Raw genomic sequence first — 21,252 nt, forward strand, 5'->3', positions numbered from 1 at the left:
GCGCAGTACCTAGAGGCTGAGGGTAACCTGGATGAGTATAGAAAATGGCAGGGGCGGCTGGATTCGAACCAACGCATGGCAGGATCAAAACCTGCTGCCTTACCGCTTGGCGACGCCCCTGTATCTGTTGCATCAAGTGCCGAGCACTTGGTTCCTTTAGAGCAGACTTTGCAGCTTGCGATGCAACATCGAAACGTTGCTTCCTTTTGCTACAAACCCTGTAAGGGTCTCTGTCAGAAGGGCCGAGACTTTATCAGCTTCAGCTTTGCTTGGGAAGCCCCCAAACACACAACTTCCAGTTCCGGTGAGTTTTGCTTCGGTAAATTTACCTAACAAATCCAATGCGTTACGTACTTCTGGGTAACGCCTTGCAACCACCGGCAAGCAGTCATTTCGACTGTTTCCCTCGGGAACGGGGCGCACTTTAATGGGCGGCGTGTTACGTGTCAACAAAGGATCGGAAAAAATTTCTGCCGTACTTACAGAGACTTGCGGTACGAGCACCAGATACCAGGGTTCTTCGGGATCGACGGGGGTGAGTTTTTCGCCCACGCCCTCGGCAAATGCCGCGTGACCACGGACGAAAACCGGTACGTCAGCGCCAAGCGTCAGGCCCAGTGCGGCCAGGCGATCTTCATCCCAGCCCAGCTGCCACAAATGATTGAGCCCGAGCAAAGTGGTCGCGGCATTCGAACTGCCGCCGCCAATGCCGCCGCCCATGGGCAGAACCTTGTCGATCCAGATGTCGATGCCGAGCGCACAAGCGGATTGTGCCTGGAGCATTTTTGCTGCGCGCACGATCAGGTTGCTGTCGTGGGGGACACCTGCGAATTCGGTATGCAACTGAATCACGCCGTCGTCGCGCACGGCAAAAGTGATCTCATCGCCGTAATCGACAAACTGAAAGAGTGTCTGCAACTCGTGATAACCGTCTTCACGGCGACCCAGAATGTGCAGCATCAGATTGAGTTTGGCCGGCGAGGGCAGGGTCAGGCGTGCAGCGGTCATGCGTTATTGCCCCAACTTGCGCGGTTGCCAGGTCTTGATCACCAGCGTCACGTCAAGGTCGGTGCCGTGCAGCTTGATCCGCTCTGGCAGCCAGTAACCATTTTGTTCGGTGTAAGCGGTGTATTCGACTGTCCAGCCATCCTGTTCCAGGTTGGCCAGACGGCTGTCGGCGTCCAGGTTCAGCCGACTTTTGCTGTCCGGCGCGGGCAGGCCACGGACCCACCAGGCCAGATTCGACACCGGCAGTTTCCAGCCCAGTTGCTCTTCAAGCAGGGCTTCCGGCGATTGCGATTCGTAGCGACCCTGGTTGGCAACTTCCAGCGACACCTTGCCCGGACGTCCGGTCAGGCGCGCCGCGCCACGACCCAGCGGGCCGGACAGGCGAATGTCGTAATAATCCTGACGCTGCAGCCAGAACAGCGTGCCGCTACCGGAATCTTTCGGTGCGCGGATGCCGATCTTGCCGTCGATCTGCCAACCGTCGAGGCCGGTCAGTTGTTGTTTGTTCGCGGCCCATTGAGCCGGACTGCCGTGGCCCTCGACCGATTCGCGAGCACCAAAACCCGCGCAACCGGCGAGCAAGGCGATGAAGCTGAAAACAATAACGTGGCGCAAAAACATGGGTTAAAGAGTCTCGGATCCGGTCAGGCGCTTGATGGTGCTGCGCAGAATGGTGCTGTCGGGCTGATCCTTGAGGAATTTGCCCCAGACTTGTTTGGCTTCGCGCTGGTTGCCCTTCACCCACAATACTTCGCCCAGATGCGCGGCGACTTCGTGGTCAGGGAAACGCTCCAGCGCCTGACGCAGATACTTCTCGGCGTCGTCCAGATTGCCCAGGCGGAAGTTCACCCAGCCGAGGCTGTCGAGTACTGCCGGGTCTTCCGGATTGATCTGGTGTGCCTGTTCGATCAGTGCCTTGGCTTCCGCGTAGCGAGTCGTACGGTCAGACAGGGTGTAACCCAAAGCGTTCAGCGCCATGGCGTTGTCGGGATCACGCTTGATGATCAGGCGCAGGTCTTTTTCCATCTGCGCCAGGTCATTGCGTTTTTCCGCGAGCATGGCACGGGTGTAGAGCAGATTCAGATCGTCCGGGTATTGCAGCAAGGCTTGCTGCAAGGTTTTCCAGGCCTTGTCGTCCTGTTTGTTGGCCGACAGGGTTTCCGATTCGATCAGGTACAGCTGGATCGCGTAATCAGGTTGTGCGTCGCGCTCGGCCGCCAGTTTGCTTTGTGCTTCGGCGGTTTTGCCGTTGTTCATCAGAATGTCGGCCTGACGCAATTGCGCGGGCAGATAATCATTGCCTGGACCGACCTGGGCGTATTCGATCAATGCGCCTTGCGGGTCGTTGCGCTCTTCGGCAATGCGCCCGAGGTTGAGGTGCGCCGAATCAACGTGGCTTTCACGGGCGATCAGGTCTTCCAGATAGCCTTTGGCCTCGTCCCACGCTTTAGCTTCCAGGCAGACCAGCGCCAGCGAGTAGCGCAGTTCGTCGTCTTCCGGGTATTGCTGAACGAGGCTGGAGAACTCGGCCTTGGCGTCGTCCATCCGTTCCTGTTCGACCAGCGTGCGCGCATAAGTCAGGCGCAGGCGTTTGTCGTCCGGGTACTTCTTGATGCTTTTTTGCAGCAGCGGCAGTGCTTCGTCACCACGGTTCATGGTTTGCAGCAGGCGTGCACGCAGCAGAATCGGGGCGATTTCGCCGTCTTCCGGTGGATTGTCTTCGAGCAGGGTCAGCGCCGCTTTGTTGTCGCCGTCCTGCTGCAGCAACAAGGCCTTGCCGAAAATCAGCTGGCTGTTGTTCGGGTGGCGTTGCAATAAACGGTCGAAACTTTTCATCAGACCGTTGCGGGTTTCCTGATCGGTGTCGGCGGCCGACAGCGCGAGGAAATCGAAATGGGTGTCGCCCTTGCCCTGCAGGACTTTCTCCATGTAGACCATCGAGTCGTCGTAACGCCCGGCGCGGGCCAGTTGCACGGCGGCGGCGCGTTGCGCTTCGAGATCGTCAGGGGCATTTTTTGCCCAGATCAGTGCGGTATCCAGAGCGGGCTGATCCGCGCCGAGGTATTCGGCGATACGGAACGCGCGCTCGGAAACGCCAGGATCCTGGGTATTGATCGCCTGGGTCACGTAGTTATCCAGGGCAATGTCGAAACGATTGCGCTGGCCAGCGAGTTCGGCGCTCAGCAGGCTGAACACGGTTTCTTCGCTGAACGAGCTGTAAACCTTGGGCTTTTCAGGCGCGGGCGTGGTGTCTTCGACCGGTGAGGCACCGTCCTGCGAAACGGGGGCCATGGCCTGGCAGCCGCTGAGGAAGACAAAAGCAAGGAGCAACGCGGAAGATCTATTCATATAGGAAGAGGACGACTAACCTGCGGTCGGATCATCATGACACAAGCCTTCGGCCAAACATAACCGAGTCTCAATTGTGCCCATTATAGGGGCTGACGATTGGGACAATAGTCAGCGGTAGTTGTTCTGAATCTGACGAAGGTGGACAATTGCCGGCTTCACGTCACCATCAGCGACCTTGAATGGCCTTCCTTGCACTTGGTATTAACCACAAGACTGCTTCAGTAGACGTCCGCGAGCGCGTGGCCTTTACCCCTGAGCAGCTGGTTGAGGCCCTGCAGCAGCTCTGCCGACTCACCGACAGCCGCGAAGCTGCGATCCTCTCCACCTGCAATCGCAGTGAGCTTTATATAGAACAGGATCAGCTTTCTGCGGATATCGTGCTGCGCTGGCTGGCCGACTATCACCATTTAAGCCTCGATGAGCTGCGCGCGAGTGCTTATGTGCACGAAGATGATGCGGCAGTTCGTCACATGATGCGCGTCGCCTCTGGGCTCGATTCGCTGGTGCTGGGCGAACCGCAGATTCTCGGCCAGATGAAATCGGCCTATGCCGTGGCCCGCGAGGCCGGCACCATCGGGCCGTTGCTCGGGCGACTGTTTCAAGCGACGTTCAATGCCGCCAAGCAGGTACGCACCGACACCGCCATCGGCGAAAACCCGGTGTCCGTGGCATTCGCGGCGGTCAGCCTGGCCAAACAGATTTTCAGCGATCTGCAACGCAGCCAGGCCTTGCTGATCGGCGCTGGCGAGACCATCACCCTGGTTGCCCGCCATCTGCATGAGCTGGGGGTCAAGCGCATCGTCGTCGCCAACCGTACGCTCGAGCGCGCCAGTTTGCTGGCTGAACAGTTCGGTGCCCACGCGGTGTTGCTGTCGGACATCCCGGCAGAGCTGGTGCGCAGCGACATCGTCATCAGTTCGACCGCCAGTCAGTTGCCGATTCTGGGCAAGGGCGCGGTCGAGAGCGCACTGAAGTTGCGCAAGCACAAACCGATCTTCATGGTTGATATTGCCGTTCCCCGGGATATCGAACCGGAAGTCGGCGAGTTGGACGACGTTTACCTCTATAGCGTCGACGATCTCCACGAAGTGGTCGCCGAAAACCTCAAGAGCCGACAGGGCGCGGCGCAAGCGGCCGAAGAAATGGTCTCGGTCGGCGCCGACGATTTCATGGTGCGCCTGCGCGAACTGGCGGCGGTCGACGTGCTCAAGGCTTATCGTCAACAGAGCGAACGCCTGCGTGACGAAGAACTGCAAAAGGCCCTGCGTCTGCTGGCCAACGGCGGCAATGCCGAAGACGTGCTCGGGCAACTGGCCCGTGGCCTGACCAATAAACTCTTGCATGCACCCAGCGTGCAATTGAAAAAGCTTTCTGCCGAAGGCCGCCTCGATGCGCTGGCCATGGCCCAGGAACTCTTTGCCCTCGAGGGCTCACCGGATAGCTTTTCGGATAAAAAACCGCAATGAAAGCGTCACTGCACAATAAGCTGGACACCCTCCAGGATCGTTTCGAGGAACTGACCGCGCTGCTCGGCGACGGCGAAATCATTGCCGATCAGGCCAAATTCCGCGCCTATTCCAAGGAATACGCCGAACTCGAGCCGGTCGTCCACGCCTATCAAAAGCTGCTCAGCGTACAAAGCGATCTTGAAGGCGCGCAGGCGCTGCTCAAGGACAGCGACCCGGACATGCGCGAAATGGCCGTGGAAGAAGTTCGTGAAGCCAAGGAACTGCTGGTCACGCTGGAATCCGACCTGCAACGCATGTTGCTGCCCAAGGATCCGAATGACGGCCGCAACGTATTCCTCGAAATCCGCGCCGGCACCGGTGGCGACGAGGCGGCGATCTTCTCCGGCGACTTGTTCCGCATGTACTCGCGTTATGCCGAACGTCGCGGCTGGCGCGTAGAGATTCTCTCGGAGAACGAGGGCGAACACGGCGGCTATAAAGAAGTCATCGCCCGCATCGAAGGCGATAACGTTTACGGCAAGCTGAAATTCGAATCCGGCGCGCATCGCGTACAGCGCGTACCCGCCACCGAATCCCAGGGCCGCATTCATACTTCGGCCTGCACCGTGGCTGTGTTGCCCGAGCCGGACGAGCGCGAAGCCATCGAGATCAACCCGGCGGATTTGCGCGTCGACACGTTCCGCTCCTCTGGGGCCGGTGGTCAGCACGTCAACACCACCGACTCGGCGATCCGCATCACACACATACCGACCGGCACCGTCGTCGAGTGTCAGGAAGAACGTTCCCAGCACAAGAACCGTGCCCGTGCGATGGCCTGGCTGTCGGCCAAACTCAACGATCAGCAAACCGCCGCGGCAGCCAATGCGATTGCCAGCGAGCGTAAATTGCTGGTCGGTTCCGGCGACCGTTCCGAGCGCATCCGGACGTACAACTTTGCCCAGGGCCGGGTCACTGACCACCGTGTCAACCTGACCCTGTACTCCCTTGATGAAATTCTCGCCGGTGGCGTTGAAGCGGTAATCGAGCCGTTGCTGGCCGAATACCAGGCTGACCAACTCGCAGCGATAGGTGAATAAATGACCATCATTGCCAGCCTGTTGCGCGCCGCCGAACTGCCGGATTCACCGACTGCGCGTCTGGATGCCGAACTGCTCCTCGCCGCCGCGTTGGGCAAGTCGCGCAGCTTTCTGCACACCTGGCCCGAGCGCATCGTGCCGAGTGAAGCGGCGCTGACCTTTGCCGAGTACCTGCAACGCCGTCGTGGCGGCGAGCCGGTGGCCTACATTCTCGGTCAGCAAGGTTTCTGGAAACTCGATCTGGAAGTCGCCCCGCACACGCTGATCCCGCGACCGGACACTGAGCTACTGGTGGAAGCCGCGCTGGAATTGCTGCCCGCGACCCCGGCCAAAGTGCTCGACCTCGGCACCGGTAGCGGCGCGATTGCGCTGGCCCTGGCCAGTGAGCGCCCGGCGTGGAAAGTCACCGCCGTGGACCGCGTACTTGAAGCCGTGGCCCTGGCTGAACGCAATCGCCAACGCCTGCACTTGAACAACGCCACAGTGCTGAGCAGCCATTGGTTCAGTGCCCTCGAAGGCCAGCGTTTTCAACTGATCATCAGCAACCCGCCATACATTGCCGCCGCCGATCCGCATCTGGTCGAAGGTGATGTGCGCTTCGAGCCCGCCAGTGCACTGGTGGCCGGTGAGGATGGACTCGACGATCTGCGTCTGATCGTCGCGCAGGCGCCGGAGCATCTGGAGGCCGCTGGCTGGCTGATGCTCGAACACGGCTATGATCAAGCCGAGGCCGTGCGCGATCTGCTGCTGACCCGCGGTTTCGAAGAAGTCCACAGCCGTACCGATCTGGGCGGCCATCAACGGATCAGCCTGGGGCGCCTGCCGTGCTGAATGATCAGGAATTGCTGCGCTACAGCCGGCAGATTCTGCTGCAACACATCGACATCGATGGTCAGTTGAAGCTCAAGGACAGTCGGGTGTTGATTGTCGGCCTCGGCGGTCTCGGTGCGCCGGTTGCCCTGTATCTGGCGGCGGCGGGAGTGGGTGAGCTGCATCTGGCGGATTTCGACACGGTCGATCTGACCAACCTGCAACGCCAGATCATCCACGACACCGACAGCGTCGGCATGAGCAAGGTCGACTCGGCGCTCAAGCGTCTGGGGGCGATCAATCCCGAGATCAACCTGGTCGCTTATCGTCAGGCGCTGGACGAGGACTCCCTCGCCGCTGCCGTGACGGCGGTCGATCTGGTGCTCGACTGTTCCGATAACTTTTCCACGCGCGAAGCGGTCAACGCGGCGTGCGTGGCCGCTGGTAAACCCTTGGTCAGCGGCGCGGCTATTCGCCTTGAAGGGCAACTCTCGGTGTTTGACCCGCGTCGTCCCGAGAGCCCGTGCTATCACTGCTTGTACGGGCACGGCAGCGAAGCCGAACTGACCTGCAGCGAAGCGGGGGTGGTCGGGCCGCTGGTTGGCCTGGTCGGCAGTCTGCAGGCGCTTGAGGCGTTGAAAGTGCTGGTCGGCTTCGGTGAGCCACTGGTCGGCCGCTTATTGTTGATCGATGCCTTGGGCTCGCGCTTCCGTGAGTTGCGCGTCAAGCGCGATCCGGGTTGCAGCGTTTGCGGATCGCGCCATGCGTGAAGCGCCGATCGCCGTGTTCGATTCCGGTGTCGGCGGTTTGTCGGTATTGGCGGAGATCCAGCGCTTGCTGCCCAACGAGTCGCTGCTTTATGTCGCCGATTGCGGACACATTCCCTACGGCGAGAAAACCCCGGAGTTCATTCGCCAGCGTTGCAGCGTGATGGCCGGTTTTTTCCGTGAGCGGGGCGCCAAGGCGTTGGTCATAGCGTGCAATACCGCGACCGTTGCCGGTGTCGCCGATCTACGTCGTGATTTTCCCGACTGGCCGCTTGTCGGCATGGAGCCTGCGGTCAAACCTGCGGCAGCTGCGACGCGCAGTGGTGTGGTCGGCGTGCTCGCCACCACCGGTACGTTGCAGAGCGCCAAGTTCGCCGCGCTGCTTGATCGCTTTGCCACCGACGTGCGCGTGATCACCCAGCCGTGCCCCGGTCTGGTCGAGTTGATTGAGAGTGGCGATCTGCACAGCGCCGAGTTGCGCCAGTTGCTGCAGGGTTATGTCGATCCGCTGCTGGCCAGCGGTTGCGACACGATCATTCTTGGCTGCACGCACTATCCCTTCCTCAAGCCGCTGCTCAAGTCGATGATCCCCGAGGACATCAGCCTGATCGATACCGGTGCCGCTGTCGCGCGGCAACTTCAGCGGCTCTTGGCGGAGCGCGATTTGCTCGCTGTCGGCCCGAACCGGCCGGTCAGATTCTGGACCAGCGCCGACCCTGAGTACTTCAAAAACATCCTGCCGCTGTTGGGGCAGGACGCGGGCGAAGTGCAAAACTTCGGCTTGTAAAAAAACTGTGAAATAACTAAAAAATCGGCTGAACTTCTCAGCAGGCGCTAGCTTCTATAGCGAAGAGTTATCTAGAAAACCAAACGATCGTTCCGGAAAAGGAAGTTTCAACGTGAAGCGACTATTCTGCTTGGCCGCGATTGCGGCCGCACTGATGGGGCAAAGTATTACCGCACAAGCCGCCGGCGTTGAATTCGCCGTCGGTGCTACCAGCGATTCGACCATGACTTATCGCCTGGGCATGAATTTCGACTGGGACAAGAGCTGGCTGCAGAGCGACGTCGGCCGTCTGACCGGTTACTGGAGCGGCGCCTACACCTACTGGGAAGGTGACAAGACCTCCAGCAACAACAGTCTGTCGTTCTCGCCGGTATTCGTTTACGAGTTTGCCGGCCAGTCGGTCAAACCGTATGTTGAAGCGGGGATTGGTGTGGCGGCGTTCTCCAACACCAAATATGAATCGAACAATCTAGGCGGCTCTTTCCAGTTCGAAGACCGTTTCGGTTTTGGTCTACGATTCAATGGCGGACATGAGGTCGGGATTCGTGCAACGCACTATTCCAACGCCGGCCTGGCCAGCGACAACGACGGGGTAGAAAGCTACTCGTTGCATTACACGATGCCGTTGTAAGCAAGATCAAAAGATCGCAGCCTGCGGCAGCTCCTACAGGGGAATGCATTTCTTCTGTAGGAGCTGCCGCAGGCTGCGATCTTTTGTTTTTAATCAGCGATATGCCGTGGCAATGCCCTGGCGTTCTTCGATGCATTCCGGTGCGCCCATTTCGAACTCGCGGCAGATCAGCGGGCGTTTCTCGTAAATCGTGCACATCATCGTGTCGCGATCCAGCGCCGCACACCAGCCGTCGTCCAGACGCAGCATGACTTCGCCGCCCCACTCATCGGTATCGATAAAACGATCAGGCACGCCCGTGTCGGTGATCAGCATCACTTCGAGCTGGCAGCAGCAGGCTGCGCACGTCGAACAGGTCACCGCCGGTTCGGCGATTTGTTGGTGGGGGATGGTCTTCATGGCCGGCAGTGTAAGGCAGTGATAGCCGTGTGTGTGAATGCTCTGACAGACGCTCACTGGCCCAGACGTCGAGCCATAAGATGGAGCAGCGGAAACAGCAGCGCCCAGAGCAGGCCGATACCGATCAGGGTAGGCAGTTCACCGTAGGGAAATTGCACCCCGGCCAGGCGTCCGCCACCGTAATAAGACAAGGCACCGCCGCCGGCACCGAGCACGCTGGCCAGCCACCAGGGCCGGGCGCTCCACGCCAGACAATGGCGCAACGTGGTGGCAAGCAACGCCCACAGCAACATCAGCCACAACGGAATCAGCGGCGATTGATCCTGAAATTCGAACACGCCGGTTGCGCGCAAGACGCTGTCCACCGCAGTGCCGACAATCACCACGCTCAGCATCAACCGGCCCTCGGCTGCCCAACTGCTGATCCAGCGCAGATGGATCACCAGCACCACCAACGCCAATAGCAGCCACAGGCTGTTGCCGCCAATCACACAGGCCAGCCAGCCGATCTGGAACAACACGGCATTGGCGATCCGCTCAAGCATCGAAGCGTCCGAGCAGCGGCGCCGGCATCGCCGCCGGTTTGGCCAGCAGCAATTGCGCCGTGCCGATGGTGCGCTCCAGAAAACCACCCTCGCAGTAGCACAGGTAAAACTCCCACAGCCGCAGGAAATAATCGTCATAGCCCAGCTCGCTCAAGCGACCGTGAGCACGGCGAAAATTCTCGTGCCACAGGCGCAGGGTCTTGGCGTAATGCAAGCCGAAATCTTCCATGTGCAGCAGGTTCATGTCGGTGTCACGGCTGACGATTTCGAGCATCTTCTGCACGCAGGGCAGGGCACCGCCGGGGAAGATGTAGCGCTGGATGAAATCGACGCCACGCTTGGCCTGTTCATAGCGCTGCTCGCGAATGGTGATCGCCTGGATCAGCATCAGGCCGTTACTCTTGAGCAGGTGCGCGCATTGTTTGAAGTAGGTCGGCAGGAAGCGGTGGCCGACCGCTTCGATCATCTCGATCGACACCAGTTTGTCGTACTCGCCGGTGAGGTCACGGTAGTCCTTGAGCAGCAGCGTCACTCGATCCTGCAAGCCCAGTTGTTCGATACGCCGGGCGGTGAAGGCGAATTGCTCTTTCGACAGCGTGGTGGTGGTCACGCGACAGCCGTAATGCTGCGCCGCGTACAACGCCATGCTGCCCCAGCCGGTGCCGATTTCCAGCAGGTGGTCTTCGGGCTTGAGCGCGAGCTTCTGGCAGATCCGCTCGAGTTTGTTCAGTTGCGCCTGTTCCAGAGTGTCCTCGGGGGTGAGGAACTGCGCGGCGGAATACATCATGGTCGGGTCGAGAAATTGCTCGAACAGATCGTTGCCAAGGTCGTAGTGCGCGGCGATGTTTTTCTGTGAACCCTTGCGGGTGTTGCGGTTGAGCCAGTGCAAGCCTTGCACCAGCGGCCGGCCGAGACGGGCCAGGCCGCCCTCCATCGCATCAAGCACGTCGAGGTTGCTGACGAACACCCGCACCACGGCGGTCAGATCGGGTGAGCTCCAGTAACCGTGGATAAATGCCTCGCCCGCGCCGATCGAGCCGTTGCTGGCGACCATGCCCCAGGCGGCCGGATCGAGCACATGGATCTCGCCCAGCAAGGGACTGCCCTTGGTGCCGAACAGCATCTGCTCTCCGTCCTCGACCACCAGCAACTGGCCGTGTTTGAGCTGAGCCATTTGCCGCAATACGCCACGACGCAGCAGCGATCCGCTCAGACCATTGGTGCTTCGTCGGCTGACCGACAGACTAGAGGATTTCATGGCGGTGCTCCCTGGGAGGCGCGGTAGCGGTTTTAAAGCTGCCGTCGGCAGCCTGATGAGCAAAGATCGGTGCGCGTTTGATCAGCAGTCGCACGGCTTGCCAGTAAATCGCCAGAGCGGTTTTCGCGGTCATCCACGGAAAGCGTCGCAAGTAACGATGCAGGCTGTGCCGGTCGAGCGTTTCGCGTTGCAGATTGAGGGTGGCGTCGAACAGCTTTTCTTCGCCCTGCCAGTCGGCCATGTGCACGCCGAGGGTTTGCGCGGCGGGGCTGAAGCTCATGCGGTATTCGAGATCGCGCGGCAGGAACGGCGAGACGTGAAACGCCTTGGCCACCGCGAAATGTTGATGGTGTTGATGGCGACCCGCCGGGAGCACGTAGTGATAGCGCTCGCGCCACGGCGTATTGGTGACTTCACAGACAATCGCCGCCAGTTGCCCATCGGCTTCGTGGCAATAAAAGAAACTCACCGGATTGAACGCCAGGCCCCAACTGCGCGGTTGCGTCAGCAGGCACACCGAGCCCTGTGGCTCATGACCGATGGCAAGACCGACCTGCTGGCGAACCGCATCGATCAGGCGCATGCCGGTAGCGGTAAAGACTTTGAGGTAGTCGGTCTCGCGAAATGAAAACGGCGCAAAACGGCTGCGGCTGGCCAATGGCGACAGACCGAGGACCGCGTCCTGTTCGGTCAGGTCGAGGTACAGCAAACCGATCCGGTAGCGAAACTCATGTCGGCGCGGCGAGAAGCGCCGATGGCCGATCCAGCCGCTGTACAGGGCGCTGTTCATAAGGTTTCCCCGAACGCCGCCGCCACGCGCAATGCGCTGACCACGCCGTCTTCATGAAAACCGTTGGCCCAGTAGGCGCCGCAATAATGCGTGTTGTGCACGCCGTCCAGTTCGCTCCAGCGGTTCTGCGCCGCGACGGCGGCAAGGCTGAATTGCGGATGGGCGTAGGTGTATTTGGCAAGCACTTTGAACGGGCTGATACCGGCGCTCTGATTGAGGCTGACGCAGAATGTGGTGTCGCTCTCGATCCCTTGCAAGATGTTCATGTCATAGGTGACGGCCGCATGCGTATGACCCGCACCGTTCAAGCGAAAATTCCAGCTCGCCCATGCCAGTTTGCGACTGGGCAGCAGCCGCGTATCGGTGTGCAACACCACTTCGTTGTCGGCGTAGGGCAGGGCACCGAGGATCGCCTGTTCGGCGTCGCTCGGGCTGGCGAGCAGTTCCAGGGCCTGATCGCTGTGACAGGCGAACACCACTTTGTCGAAATGCTCGATGCCGGCCTGGCTGTGGATAACCACGCTGTGTTCATCGCGATCGACGCGAGTCACCGGGCAGTTCAGGCGGATCTTGTCCTTGAACGTTGCCGTCAGCGGCGCAATGTAGGCGCTGGAGCCGCCTTCGATGACCTGCCATTGCGGGCGATCACTGACGGAAAGCAGGCCATGATTCTTGAAAAAACGCACAAAGAACTGCAGCGGAAAATTGAGCATCTCAGCCATCGGCATCGACCAGATCGCCGCCCCCATCGGCACGATGTAATGCAGGATGAAGCGCTCGCCGTAGCCGCCGGCCTTGAGGTAATCGTCGAGGGTCATGTCGGCGGCGATGCGCAGTTCGACGAGGTCGCGCTGGGCTTCTTTATTGAAGCGCAGAATGTCCCGCAACATCCCCCAGAATCCTGGCGACAGCAGATTGCGGCGTTGGGCGAACAGGCTGTTGAGGTTGTTGCCGTTGTATTCCAGGCCGGTGTCCGGATCGCTCACCGAAAAGCTCATTTCGGTCGGCTTGAAGCGCACGCCGATCTGGTCCAACAGGCGAATGAAGTTCGGGTAGGTCCAGTCGTTGAACACGATAAACCCGGTGTCTATCGCGTATTGGCGATCTTCGGCGGTGACTTGCACCGTGTGCGTGTGGCCGCCGACCCAATCGCTGGCCTCGAACACCGTGACGTCATGTCGGCGATTGAGCAGGTAAGCGCAGGTCAGCCCGGCGATCCCGCTACCGACGATGGCGATTTTCATGCCGGATCCCGCAGTGGCGGAGGTTTGCGCACCATGCGTTTGCCGATCATCAATTGCACACGGGCAGGCAGTTTCGACAACGGCCACAGCGCCGCCATGAACAACGCTGGGAAAGCGATTTCCAACGGCCGGTCCTTGAGTTTGGCAAAGATGTGCCGCGCGGCTTTATCCACAGGCCAGCTCAGCGGCATCGGAAAATCATTCTTGGCGGTCAGCGGTGTTTCGACGAAGCCCGGGCTGATCACGGTGACTTCAATGCCCTCGTCGGCGAGATCAATGCGCAACGATTCGAACAGATAACGCAGTCCGGCCTTCGATGCACCGTAGGCTTCGGCCCGAGGCAGTGGCAGGTAAGTGACCGAACTGGCCATCCCGACCAGATGCGGCGCCGTACCTTTGCGCAACAACGGCAGGGCGGCTTCGATGCAGTAGCTGCTGGCAAGCAGGTTGGTGCGCACCACGTGTTCAACGATGGAGGAATCGAATTGCCGGGCATCGACATATTCACAGGTGCCGGCATTGAGGATCACCGAGTCCAGCGAACCCCAATCCTCGGCAATCTGCTGGCCGATTTCGCGCACGGTCTGGCTGTTGGTCAAATCCCCCGGCACCACCAGGACTTGCCCCGGATAACGCTGCGACAGCACTTTGAGCGGAGCGATCTGGCGTGAACTGACGGCCAGATGTGCGCCGGTTTTCAGGATCTCTTCAGCCAGGGCTGCACCGATGCCACTGCTGGCACCGGTCAGCCAATAGCGCCGTTGAGGTGTACGACTCATCCCATTCTCCTTTTTAGCCAGGCGATGACCCGGCCCAATACGGGTAAATGTTCATACAACAGCGCCCCGGCATCGAAGTAGTCCCGGTGGCGATAAACCTTGTCGCGCCAAAGCAGGTGCGAGCAGCCTGCGACGCGTATTTCTCGGCCACTGGCCAGGCGCGGGTGGCGGTAACTCATGACCCAGCGCAGGTAACCTTCACCCTCGCCGATCTGGTCAAAACCGTGAAAATCGAAACGCAGCTCGCTGACGTTGGCGTACAGCTCGCCGAAGTAGTCACGCAGTTGCGCCAGCCCTTGAACTTCGTGCAGCGGGTCGGTGAAGTGAATGTCATTGCTGTACAACTCGCCCAGACGTTGCAGGTTGTCTTTGTTCAACGCTGAAAATTGCCGGGCGAAGTTGCGCAGGAATTCACTCATGATCAACTCCGGCCGGTTGGCGGGAGGGCAGGTTCTTGAACGCAGTCAGCGCGCGTTCCCGCGAAGCGCTGAGGTTGACGATCGGCGCGGGATAATCCGCCACGCCGAACAAGCCGCCGGCGCTGGCCGGGTTGTGTACTTGTTTTTTATCGAGGTCGGCCAGTTCCGGCAGCCAGTGCTTGATGAACAGGCCTTCGCTGTCGAATTTTTCCGACTGGCTCAACGGATTGAAAATACGGAAGTACGGCGCCGAGTCGGTGCCGGTCGACGAGCTCCATTGCCAGCCGCCGTTGTTCGCCGCCAGATCACCATCGATCAAATGCCGCATGAAAAAGCGTTCGCCTTCACGCCAGTCGATCAGCAGGTTCTTGGTCAGGAACATCGCCACGACCATGCGCAGGCGATTGTGCATCCACCCGGTTTCGAGCAATTGGCGCATCGCCGCATCAATGATCGGCAGGCCAGTGCGCGCCTCTTGCCACGCTGCCAGATCCTCGGGCGCATCACGCCAGGCCAGCGCTTCGGTTTCCGGACGGAATGCGCGGTGGCGCGAGACCCGTGGATAGCCGACCAGAATGTGTTTATAGAACTCGCGCCACAGCAGTTCGTTGATCCAGGTGACCGCGCCGACCTTGCCGCTTTCGAACTCACCCTGATTGCTTTGCAGAGCGGCGTGCAGGCATTGGCGCGGCGAGATCACGCCCGCTGCGAGGTAAGCCGAAAGCTGACTGGTGCCGGGTTTGGCCGGGAAGTCGCGTTCGTTTTTGTAATAGTCGATCTGCGCGTCGGCGAAGGTGTCGAGGCGCCGCCGGGCTTCCTGTTCGCCCGCTGGCCACAAAGCGCGCAGCGACTCGTTCGGTGTGGCGAAGCCTTTGACCGCTGCCGGGACGGGATCGCTGGCGATGGTTAAAGGCGATTGTTTCCCCGGTGTTTTCACCAGCGTTGGCATCGAGCGATGCAGGCGTTCGTAGCAGACCTTGCGGAACTGGCTAAACACCTGAAAGTAGGTGCCGGTCTTGGTCAGCACGGTGCCGGGCTTGAACAATAATTGGTCGAGGTGGCTGTGAAATTCGATGCCCTCGGCCCGCAATGCCTCGGCCACTGCGGCATCGCGACGACTTTCATGGACGCCGTATTCTTCGTTGACGTGCACCGCCCCGATGTTCAGTTGTCGACAGAGTTTGAGCAGCTCTGCCGGCGCCTGATCCCAATGGGCAGCGGTACGAATCAGCAACGGAATGTGCAATTGGCCGAGACTGTTGCTCAGCTCTGTCAGGTTGCGCAGCCAGAAGTCGACCTTGCACGGGGCGTCGTCATGCTCAAGCCATTGCTGGGGGCTCAACAGATACACGGCGACCGTCGGGCCGCGTGCTGCGGCAGCCGCAAGGGCGGTGTTGTCGTGTTGGCGCAAGTCGCTGCGCAGCCAGATCAATTGCATATCGGTATTCGCCGCGTCCATTAAATCAGCCCATGCTGAACAAGTGCCTGGTGCGCAGAAAGCGCGTCTTCAGCCAGGTACAAATCAGCTATCTCACAAGTTCTTACGGACAACTCGGCATGGTGGATGCACACCGTTGGTCCGACGATTATTTTTGGGCAACCGACGCCAGCCAAAAGTTTTGGCAACTGCCCCAGCTGCATGGCTTTACTGGAATACAGCAGTACGCCCCGCGCTTGCAGATGTTCGATCGCCAGTGCCAGCTCTCCGGCCGGCAATGGCCAGTCAAACACTTGTACCGGGCAATCGGCGCTGCTGATCAGCCACGCGCACAGCCACAGGTGAGGTTCCAGTGGCAGGTCGGAATGATTGATCAGCAGCAGAGGCGCGGCGTGCAATTGACGGTTGTTATGGTAGATGCGTGCGCCGAATTTGCTGCGTAACCATGAATAAAAAAACACTTGTTCCATCTGCGCGCCGAACTGGCCCTGCCAGCGCTGTTCGAGTTCGGCCAGCAGTGGCAGCAGCAATTGCTCGCACAGGGTGCGCGGCGGGTAGAGCGCCATGGCTTGATTGACGCTGTCGTCGAGGGCGCGCTCGTCGAGTTGCATAACGGCCGCCAGCAGGGTCTGTTGCAAGCGTTGCCAGTCGTTTTCCACCGGCTCACTGAAGGCCTGCGCCGTGTCGAGCAGTGGCTTGACCTGACTGACCGCGACACCGCGATTGAGCCAGGTGAGGATGGTCAGGATGCGTTGCACATGTTCGGCCGAATACAGCCGATGCCCCTTTGGTGTGCGCTGGGGGATGACCAGGCCGTAACGGCGCTCCCATGCACGCAGGGTGATCGCATTGACGCCGGTCTGGCGCGCCACTTCGCGAATCGGCAGCCAGCCTTCGTCGAGGGCTTTCTTGAAATCGGCGCCGAGGTCTTCCCGGGCGCTGGTGTCGAGTTTGTCGTTCATCAAATGGCGTTTCGCAGGCTGAGATTTTCCGGGTGCGGCTGTAGGTAAACCTGCTGCGCAATGTATGGATCGGGATGGAGGCGGAAGTGATGCTTGAGCAGCGTCAGTGGCACCACCAATGGCACGATGCCGAGGCGGTACTGGCCGATGACGTGCTGCATTTCCTGTTTGTCTTCGGCGCTGATCGCCTGCTTCAGATATCCGCTGATGTGCAGCAGCACATTGCAGTGAGTGCCGCGTGTGGCGCATTTTTTCAGTGCCGCCATCAACTGGCTGAAGTAGCGCGGGCCGAGTTCGGCGGGATCGCTTTGCGCCATGTTGCCCAACAGCTTGCCCAGCGCCTTGTATTGCAGCGGGTTGTGGGCCATCAGCAGGTATTTGTAGCGCGAGTGGAATTCGGTGAGCGCGCGGCGGCTCAAGCCTTGGGCGAGCACTTGTTGCCAGGCGCTGTAGGCGAGCACGCGAGTGATGAAGTTTTCTCGCAACACCGGATCATTGAGGCGCCCGGCTTCTTCCACCGGTAAATCCGGATGCCGGGCGCAGAAGGCCTGGGCGTAGATGCCGCGTCCACCACCGTTAACCGGGGCGCCGTTGGCGTGATAGACCTTGACCCGTTCGAGGCCGCAGGACGGCGATTGCTGCATGAAGATGTAGCCGCAGAGGTCATCGAGTTCGGCAGCCATCTTCTGCCCGTATTCGGCAAGCGGAGCGGTGACATTGATCGCGGGATTGACCGTGCCGATGGCTTCGGGATTTTGCGGATCGCCGACCAGGCGGATCGGCTCACGGGGAATGCCCAGGCCGATAGCGACTTCCGGGCACAGCGGGACGAATTCGAAATATTCAGCGAGCGTGCGACTGCACAGCCGCGATTCCTTGTGCCCGCCGTTGTAGCGCACCTCGGCACCCAGCAGGCAGGCGCTGATAGCGATTTTGGGTTTGCACTCGGAATATTCGGACATGACCACCTCGAATCCATACCTGTACAGAGAACTACCTCTGTACAACTTTCTTCAGCATAGTTTCAAAGGTGTACAAGTCAAATCATTTGTATAAGTTTTGAGGTTGAATGCGATCTCTGTAGGAGTGAGCCTGCTCGCGATCGCGGTCTGACATTCAATATTTGTGTTGAATGACAAACTGTCATCGCGAGCAGGCTCACTCCTACGAGGGGAGCTATTGCCAACCCAATAACCAGCGTTCGTTGTTTTTGAGGCTTTGCCAATCAAGTCGTTCGGTGCGCTGGGTCAACACCGCCTGCAACTCGACCGCCAGCACCGTGCCGTCCTCATCGCGGAAAAGTTCGGTGACCAGAAAATGCTTTTCGCGGTTTTGCGGCTGGGCTGCTGTCCATTTCGACAGCAGCAGTTTTTGCGGATTGAGGCGGTTCACTGCAAGTGTTCATGCAAGCGGCGCGCAGCTTCCTGGCCGCTGAGCCAGGCCCCCTCGACGCGACCGGACAGGCACCAGTCGCCGCAGGCGTACAAGCCCAGATCGGCATCTGCCAGCGTGCCCCATTCGTGGCCAGTCGAAGGCCGCGCGTAGAGCCAGCGGTGGGCGAGGCTGAAGGTCGGCGCGGGCATGGCGCTGTGCAGCAGCTCGGCGAACGCGCCGTGCAGTTGCTCGATCACCGCTTCCTTGGGCAGGTCGATGTGTTGCCGGCTCCAGGCGCTGGTGGCGTGCAGCACCCACGTGTCGAGGGTGTTGTCGCGCCCCGGTTTGCTGCGGTTGCGCGCCAGCCAGTCGAGCGGACTGTCTTGCACGAAGCAGCCTTCGATGGGGGTATCCAGTGGCGTATCAAAGGCGAGGGCGACGGCCCAGGTCGGGTCCATTTTCACCCCGGCAGCGGCACCGGCTAGTTTCGGTGCGGCGGCCAGCAGCGCGGTGGCTTGCGGCGCAGGAGTGGCAATCACGACATGGCTGAAGGGACCGTGAGTGAAACCTTCGGCGTCTTGCAGATGCCAGTGTTCTTCGCCACGAAAGACCTCGGTGATCCGGCAGGCGAAATGCACCTCCAGACCGTCGAGCAAGCCGCGAGTGATGGCGCTCATCCGTGGCGCGCCGACCCAGCGGGTCTGTTCGTCCGGCGACAGATTCAGTTGCCCGCCCTGGAAGGTGTAGAGCTGCGGCGTCCACTCGGCGACCCAGCCCTGGCTTTGCCAACGCTGAACCTCGGTGACGAAACGCCGGTCACGGGCGGTGAAATATTGTGCGCCCATGTCCAGTGAACCGGCGTCGCTGCGCTTGCTCGACATCCGTCCGCCGCTGCCGCGACTTTTATCGAACAATTGGACGGTGTGCCCGGTCTCAGTCAACGCCTGAGCTGCGGAGAGTCCGGCGATGCCGGTGCCGATGATTGCGATAGGTACAGTCATAGGGGCCTCGTTTACCTTTCTGTACAGACTACGCCGTGGATGAAACCTGTACAATTTTGTTTTTTGGTATAACTTCCAGCGTTCTCGTTCTGACAGCTTGGCCTATGGTTAAACAATAGAGCCTGCCCGATAGAAAAGATCCCTGCTTATAAAAATAGACTAGTGATCCGGGTAAAACGCTACGCGAGGAAGAAGTCATGCACATATTGCTGACCGGCGGTACTGGTTTGATCGGACGTCAACTCTGTCGGCACTGGTTGGCGCAGGGCCATCGCTTGTCGGTGTGGAGCCGCAGCCCGGAAAAGGTTGGCAAAATCTGTGGTGCTCAGGTGCGCGGAATCGCGCGTCTGGAAGACCTCGGTGATGAGCCCGTGGACGCCATTATCAATCTGGCGGGTGCGCCGATTGCCGATCGACTGTGGACGCATCGGCGCAAAGCGCTGCTGTGGAGCAGCCGTATCAAACTGACGGAGACCTTGTTGGCCTGGCTCGAAACACGGGCACAGAAACCGTCGCTGCTGATTTCGGGATCGGCGATTGGCTGGTATGGCGACGGCGGTGAGCGCGAACTGACTGAAGATTCGCCGCCGGTGATCGACGATTTCGCCAGCCAGTTGTGCATCGCCTGGGAAGAAACAGCGCTGCGTGCCGAGTCGATGGGGATCCGTGTAGTGCTGGTGCGCACGGGGCTGGTGCTGTCGGCCGAGGGCGGCTTTTTGTCGCGGCTGTTGCTGCCGTTCAAACTCGGGCTGGGCGGGCCTTTGGGCAATGGTCGGCAGTGGATGCCGTGGATTCACATCAATGATCAAATCGCCTTGATTGATTTTCTTCTGCACCGCGATCGGGCCAGCGGTCCTTATAATGCGTGCGCGCCAAACCCGGTGCGCAATCGCGATTTTGCCAAGACGCTGGGCAGCGTGTTGCACCGCCCGGCGTTCATGCCGATGCCAACGCTGGCGTTGAAAGTCGGCCTTGGCGAGTTGTCTTTGTTGTTGCTCGGTGGCCAACGGGCCATGCCGGCACGCTTGCTGGAAGCGGGCTTCACTTTCCAGTTCACGGATTTACGCGCGGCCCTGGATGATCTCTCCAGCCGCCTCTGAAATAGGACGTTGCATGACCGATCACGCCTTGCTTCTGGTCAACCTGGGTTCTCCGGCCTCCACCTCGGTGGCCGACGTGCGCAGCTACCTCAATCAATTTCTGATGGACCCGTACGTGATCGACCTGCCGTGGCCGGTGCGGCGTCTGCTGGTCTCGCTGATCCTGATCAAGCGCCCCGAGCAATCGGCGCATGCCTATGCGTCGATCTGGTGGGAGGAGGGCTCGCCGCTGGTGGTGCTCAGCCGTCGCCTGCAAGAGCAGATGAAAGCGCAGTGGAAGCAAGGCCCTGTCGAACTGGCGATGCGTTACGGCGAACCGTCGATTGAAACTCGCCTGCTGCAACTGGTCGCGGCGGGGCACAAGCGCATTACGCTGGCGCCGCTCTATCCACAGTTCGCTGATAGCACGACGACCACAGTGATCGAAGAAGCCAAGCGTGTGATCCGCGCGAAGAAGCTCGATGTGCAGCTGTCGATCCTGCAACCGTTCTACGATCAGCCGGAATACCTCGAAGCCTTGGTCGCCAGTGCCAGGCCGCATTTGCAGCAGGATTACGATCACCTGTTGCTGAGCTTTCATGGCTTGCCGGAACGGCATCTGACCAAGCTCGATCCGACCGGTAATCACTGCTTCAAGGATCAAGACTGCTGCAAGAATGCTTCGCCGGCGGTGTTGGCCACCTGTTATCGCGCGCAATGCTTGCGCACCGCGAAACTGTTCGCCGAGCGTATGGGCTTGCCGGACGGCAAATGGTCGGTGTCGTTTCAGTCGCGATTGGGCAAGGCGAAGTGGATCGAGCCTTACACCGAAGCGCGTCTGGATGAACTGGCGAAAAGCGGGGTGAAGAAGATTCTGGTGATGTGCCCGGCGTTCGTTGCCGATTGCATCGAGACGCTGGAAGAGATCGGTGATCGCGGCAAGGAGCAGTTTCGCGAGGCGGGGGGCGAGGAGTTGCTGCTGGTGCCGTGCCTGAACGACGACCCGCAATGGGCGAAGGCGTTGGCTACCTTGTGTGAACGAGCGCCGCTGGCCCTCTAAAAGC

23 protein-coding genes and 1 tRNA gene are annotated in these 21,252 nt (G+C 60.0%); 8 read left to right on the forward strand and 16 right to left on the reverse strand.

What is annotated here, in order from left to right; translation table 11 throughout:
• Positions 1-45: 45 nt before the first annotated feature.
• The 4 genes from JFT86_RS11720 to JFT86_RS11735 form a co-directional block, all read right to left on the reverse strand.
• Positions 46-120: transfer RNA gene (locus tag JFT86_RS11720), tRNA-Gln, on the reverse strand.
• Between the two features lie 36 nt (positions 121-156).
• On the reverse strand, positions 157-1,008 hold the full coding sequence (gene ispE / locus JFT86_RS11725) for a 4-(cytidine 5'-diphospho)-2-C-methyl-D-erythritol kinase (protein ID WP_201236820.1): 852 nt from the start codon (positions 1,006-1,008) through the stop codon (positions 157-159).
• A gap of 3 nt (positions 1,009-1,011) precedes the next feature.
• Positions 1,012-1,629: a lipoprotein insertase outer membrane protein LolB gene (gene lolB, locus JFT86_RS11730; protein ID WP_201236821.1), complete on the reverse strand. Its 618-nt coding sequence runs from the start codon at positions 1,627-1,629 to the stop codon at positions 1,012-1,014.
• Positions 1,630-1,632: 3 nt separating this feature from the next.
• On the reverse strand, positions 1,633-3,357 hold the full coding sequence (locus JFT86_RS11735) for a tetratricopeptide repeat protein (RefSeq protein WP_201236822.1): 1,725 nt from the start codon (positions 3,355-3,357) through the stop codon (positions 1,633-1,635).
• Positions 3,358-3,539: 182 nt separating this feature from the next.
• Between JFT86_RS11735 and hemA the strand changes: the two genes are divergently transcribed.
• From hemA to JFT86_RS11765, 6 genes are all read left to right on the forward strand, one after another.
• Entirely contained in the window at positions 3,540-4,826 is a 1,287-nt protein-coding gene (gene hemA, locus JFT86_RS11740; protein ID WP_007951716.1) for a glutamyl-tRNA reductase, read from the forward strand.
• Positions 4,823-5,905 carry a peptide chain release factor 1 gene (gene prfA, locus JFT86_RS11745; protein ID WP_201236823.1) on the forward strand — a complete coding sequence of 361 codons (1,083 nt, stop codon included), beginning with the start codon at positions 4,823-4,825 and terminating at the stop codon, positions 5,903-5,905. The genes hemA and prfA overlap by 4 nt, the downstream gene beginning before the upstream one ends.
• Positions 5,906-6,736 carry a peptide chain release factor N(5)-glutamine methyltransferase gene (gene prmC / locus JFT86_RS11750; RefSeq protein WP_038360922.1) on the forward strand — a complete coding sequence of 277 codons (831 nt, stop codon included), beginning with the start codon at positions 5,906-5,908 and terminating at the stop codon, positions 6,734-6,736.
• Entirely contained in the window at positions 6,730-7,485 is a 756-nt protein-coding gene (locus JFT86_RS11755) for a molybdopterin-synthase adenylyltransferase MoeB (protein WP_201236824.1), read from the forward strand. Before prmC ends, JFT86_RS11755 begins: the two co-directional genes overlap by 7 nt.
• Complete coding sequence (gene murI / locus JFT86_RS11760; RefSeq protein WP_201236825.1) at positions 7,478-8,269, forward strand: glutamate racemase; 792 nt, start codon at positions 7,478-7,480, stop codon at positions 8,267-8,269. The genes JFT86_RS11755 and murI overlap by 8 nt, the downstream gene beginning before the upstream one ends.
• A gap of 112 nt (positions 8,270-8,381) precedes the next feature.
• On the forward strand, positions 8,382-8,900 hold the full coding sequence (locus JFT86_RS11765) for an acyloxyacyl hydrolase (protein WP_095114379.1): 519 nt from the start codon (positions 8,382-8,384) through the stop codon (positions 8,898-8,900).
• 93 nt (positions 8,901-8,993) lie between these two features.
• On the opposite strand, the gene JFT86_RS11770 is transcribed toward JFT86_RS11765, so the two are convergent.
• From JFT86_RS11770 to JFT86_RS11825, 12 genes are all read right to left on the reverse strand, one after another.
• Positions 8,994-9,299, reverse strand: coding sequence for a YkgJ family cysteine cluster protein (locus JFT86_RS11770; protein ID WP_201236826.1), 306 nt, complete (start codon positions 9,297-9,299; stop codon positions 8,994-8,996).
• A 53-nt stretch (positions 9,300-9,352) separates the two neighbouring features.
• Positions 9,353-9,844 carry a DUF2878 domain-containing protein gene (locus tag JFT86_RS11775; RefSeq protein ID WP_201236827.1) on the reverse strand — a complete coding sequence of 164 codons (492 nt, stop codon included), beginning with the start codon at positions 9,842-9,844 and terminating at the stop codon, positions 9,353-9,355.
• Entirely contained in the window at positions 9,837-11,102 is a 1,266-nt protein-coding gene (locus JFT86_RS11780; protein ID WP_201236828.1) for a cyclopropane-fatty-acyl-phospholipid synthase family protein, read from the reverse strand. The genes JFT86_RS11775 and JFT86_RS11780 overlap by 8 nt, the downstream gene beginning before the upstream one ends.
• A complete protein-coding gene (locus JFT86_RS11785) occupies positions 11,089-11,892 on the reverse strand; it encodes a DUF1365 domain-containing protein (protein WP_201236829.1) in 804 nt (267 codons plus the stop codon). Before JFT86_RS11785 ends, JFT86_RS11780 begins: the two co-directional genes overlap by 14 nt.
• Positions 11,889-13,136: an FAD-dependent oxidoreductase gene (locus JFT86_RS11790; RefSeq protein ID WP_201236830.1), complete on the reverse strand. Its 1,248-nt coding sequence runs from the start codon at positions 13,134-13,136 to the stop codon at positions 11,889-11,891. Before JFT86_RS11790 ends, JFT86_RS11785 begins: the two co-directional genes overlap by 4 nt.
• Complete coding sequence (locus JFT86_RS11795; protein ID WP_201236831.1) at positions 13,133-13,915, reverse strand: SDR family NAD(P)-dependent oxidoreductase; 783 nt, start codon at positions 13,913-13,915, stop codon at positions 13,133-13,135. Before JFT86_RS11795 ends, JFT86_RS11790 begins: the two co-directional genes overlap by 4 nt.
• Positions 13,912-14,334, reverse strand: coding sequence for a nuclear transport factor 2 family protein (locus tag JFT86_RS11800; RefSeq protein ID WP_201236832.1), 423 nt, complete (start codon positions 14,332-14,334; stop codon positions 13,912-13,914). Before JFT86_RS11800 ends, JFT86_RS11795 begins: the two co-directional genes overlap by 4 nt.
• The gene (gene phrB / locus JFT86_RS11805) at positions 14,327-15,772 is read right to left on the reverse strand and encodes a deoxyribodipyrimidine photo-lyase (protein ID WP_201236833.1); all 1,446 of its coding nucleotides are present in this window, start codon (positions 15,770-15,772) and stop codon (positions 14,327-14,329) included. Before phrB ends, JFT86_RS11800 begins: the two co-directional genes overlap by 8 nt.
• Before the next feature lie 20 nt (positions 15,773-15,792).
• On the reverse strand, positions 15,793-16,734 hold the full coding sequence (locus JFT86_RS11810) for a MerR family transcriptional regulator (protein ID WP_201236834.1): 942 nt from the start codon (positions 16,732-16,734) through the stop codon (positions 15,793-15,795).
• Complete coding sequence (locus JFT86_RS11815) at positions 16,734-17,696, reverse strand: DUF523 and DUF1722 domain-containing protein (protein ID WP_201236835.1); 963 nt, start codon at positions 17,694-17,696, stop codon at positions 16,734-16,736. Before JFT86_RS11815 ends, JFT86_RS11810 begins: the two co-directional genes overlap by 1 nt.
• Positions 17,697-17,910: 214 nt before the next feature.
• On the reverse strand, positions 17,911-18,126 hold the full coding sequence (locus tag JFT86_RS11820; protein ID WP_201236836.1) for a TIGR02450 family Trp-rich protein: 216 nt from the start codon (positions 18,124-18,126) through the stop codon (positions 17,911-17,913).
• Entirely contained in the window at positions 18,123-19,109 is a 987-nt protein-coding gene (locus tag JFT86_RS11825; protein WP_201236837.1) for an FAD-dependent oxidoreductase, read from the reverse strand. The genes JFT86_RS11820 and JFT86_RS11825 overlap by 4 nt, the downstream gene beginning before the upstream one ends.
• A gap of 197 nt (positions 19,110-19,306) precedes the next feature.
• Here JFT86_RS11825 and JFT86_RS11830 point away from each other — a divergent pair, with 197 nt between their 5' ends.
• On the forward strand, positions 19,307-20,209 hold the full coding sequence (locus JFT86_RS11830) for a TIGR01777 family oxidoreductase (RefSeq protein ID WP_201236838.1): 903 nt from the start codon (positions 19,307-19,309) through the stop codon (positions 20,207-20,209).
• 13 nt (positions 20,210-20,222) lie between these two features.
• A complete protein-coding gene (hemH, locus tag JFT86_RS11835) occupies positions 20,223-21,248 on the forward strand; it encodes a ferrochelatase (RefSeq protein WP_201236839.1) in 1,026 nt (341 codons plus the stop codon).
• Positions 21,249-21,252: the final 4 nt, after the last annotated feature.

Source organism: Pseudomonas sp. TH06 (assembly GCF_016651305.1).
In the GTDB taxonomy this organism is placed as follows: domain Bacteria; phylum Pseudomonadota; class Gammaproteobacteria; order Pseudomonadales; family Pseudomonadaceae; genus Aquipseudomonas.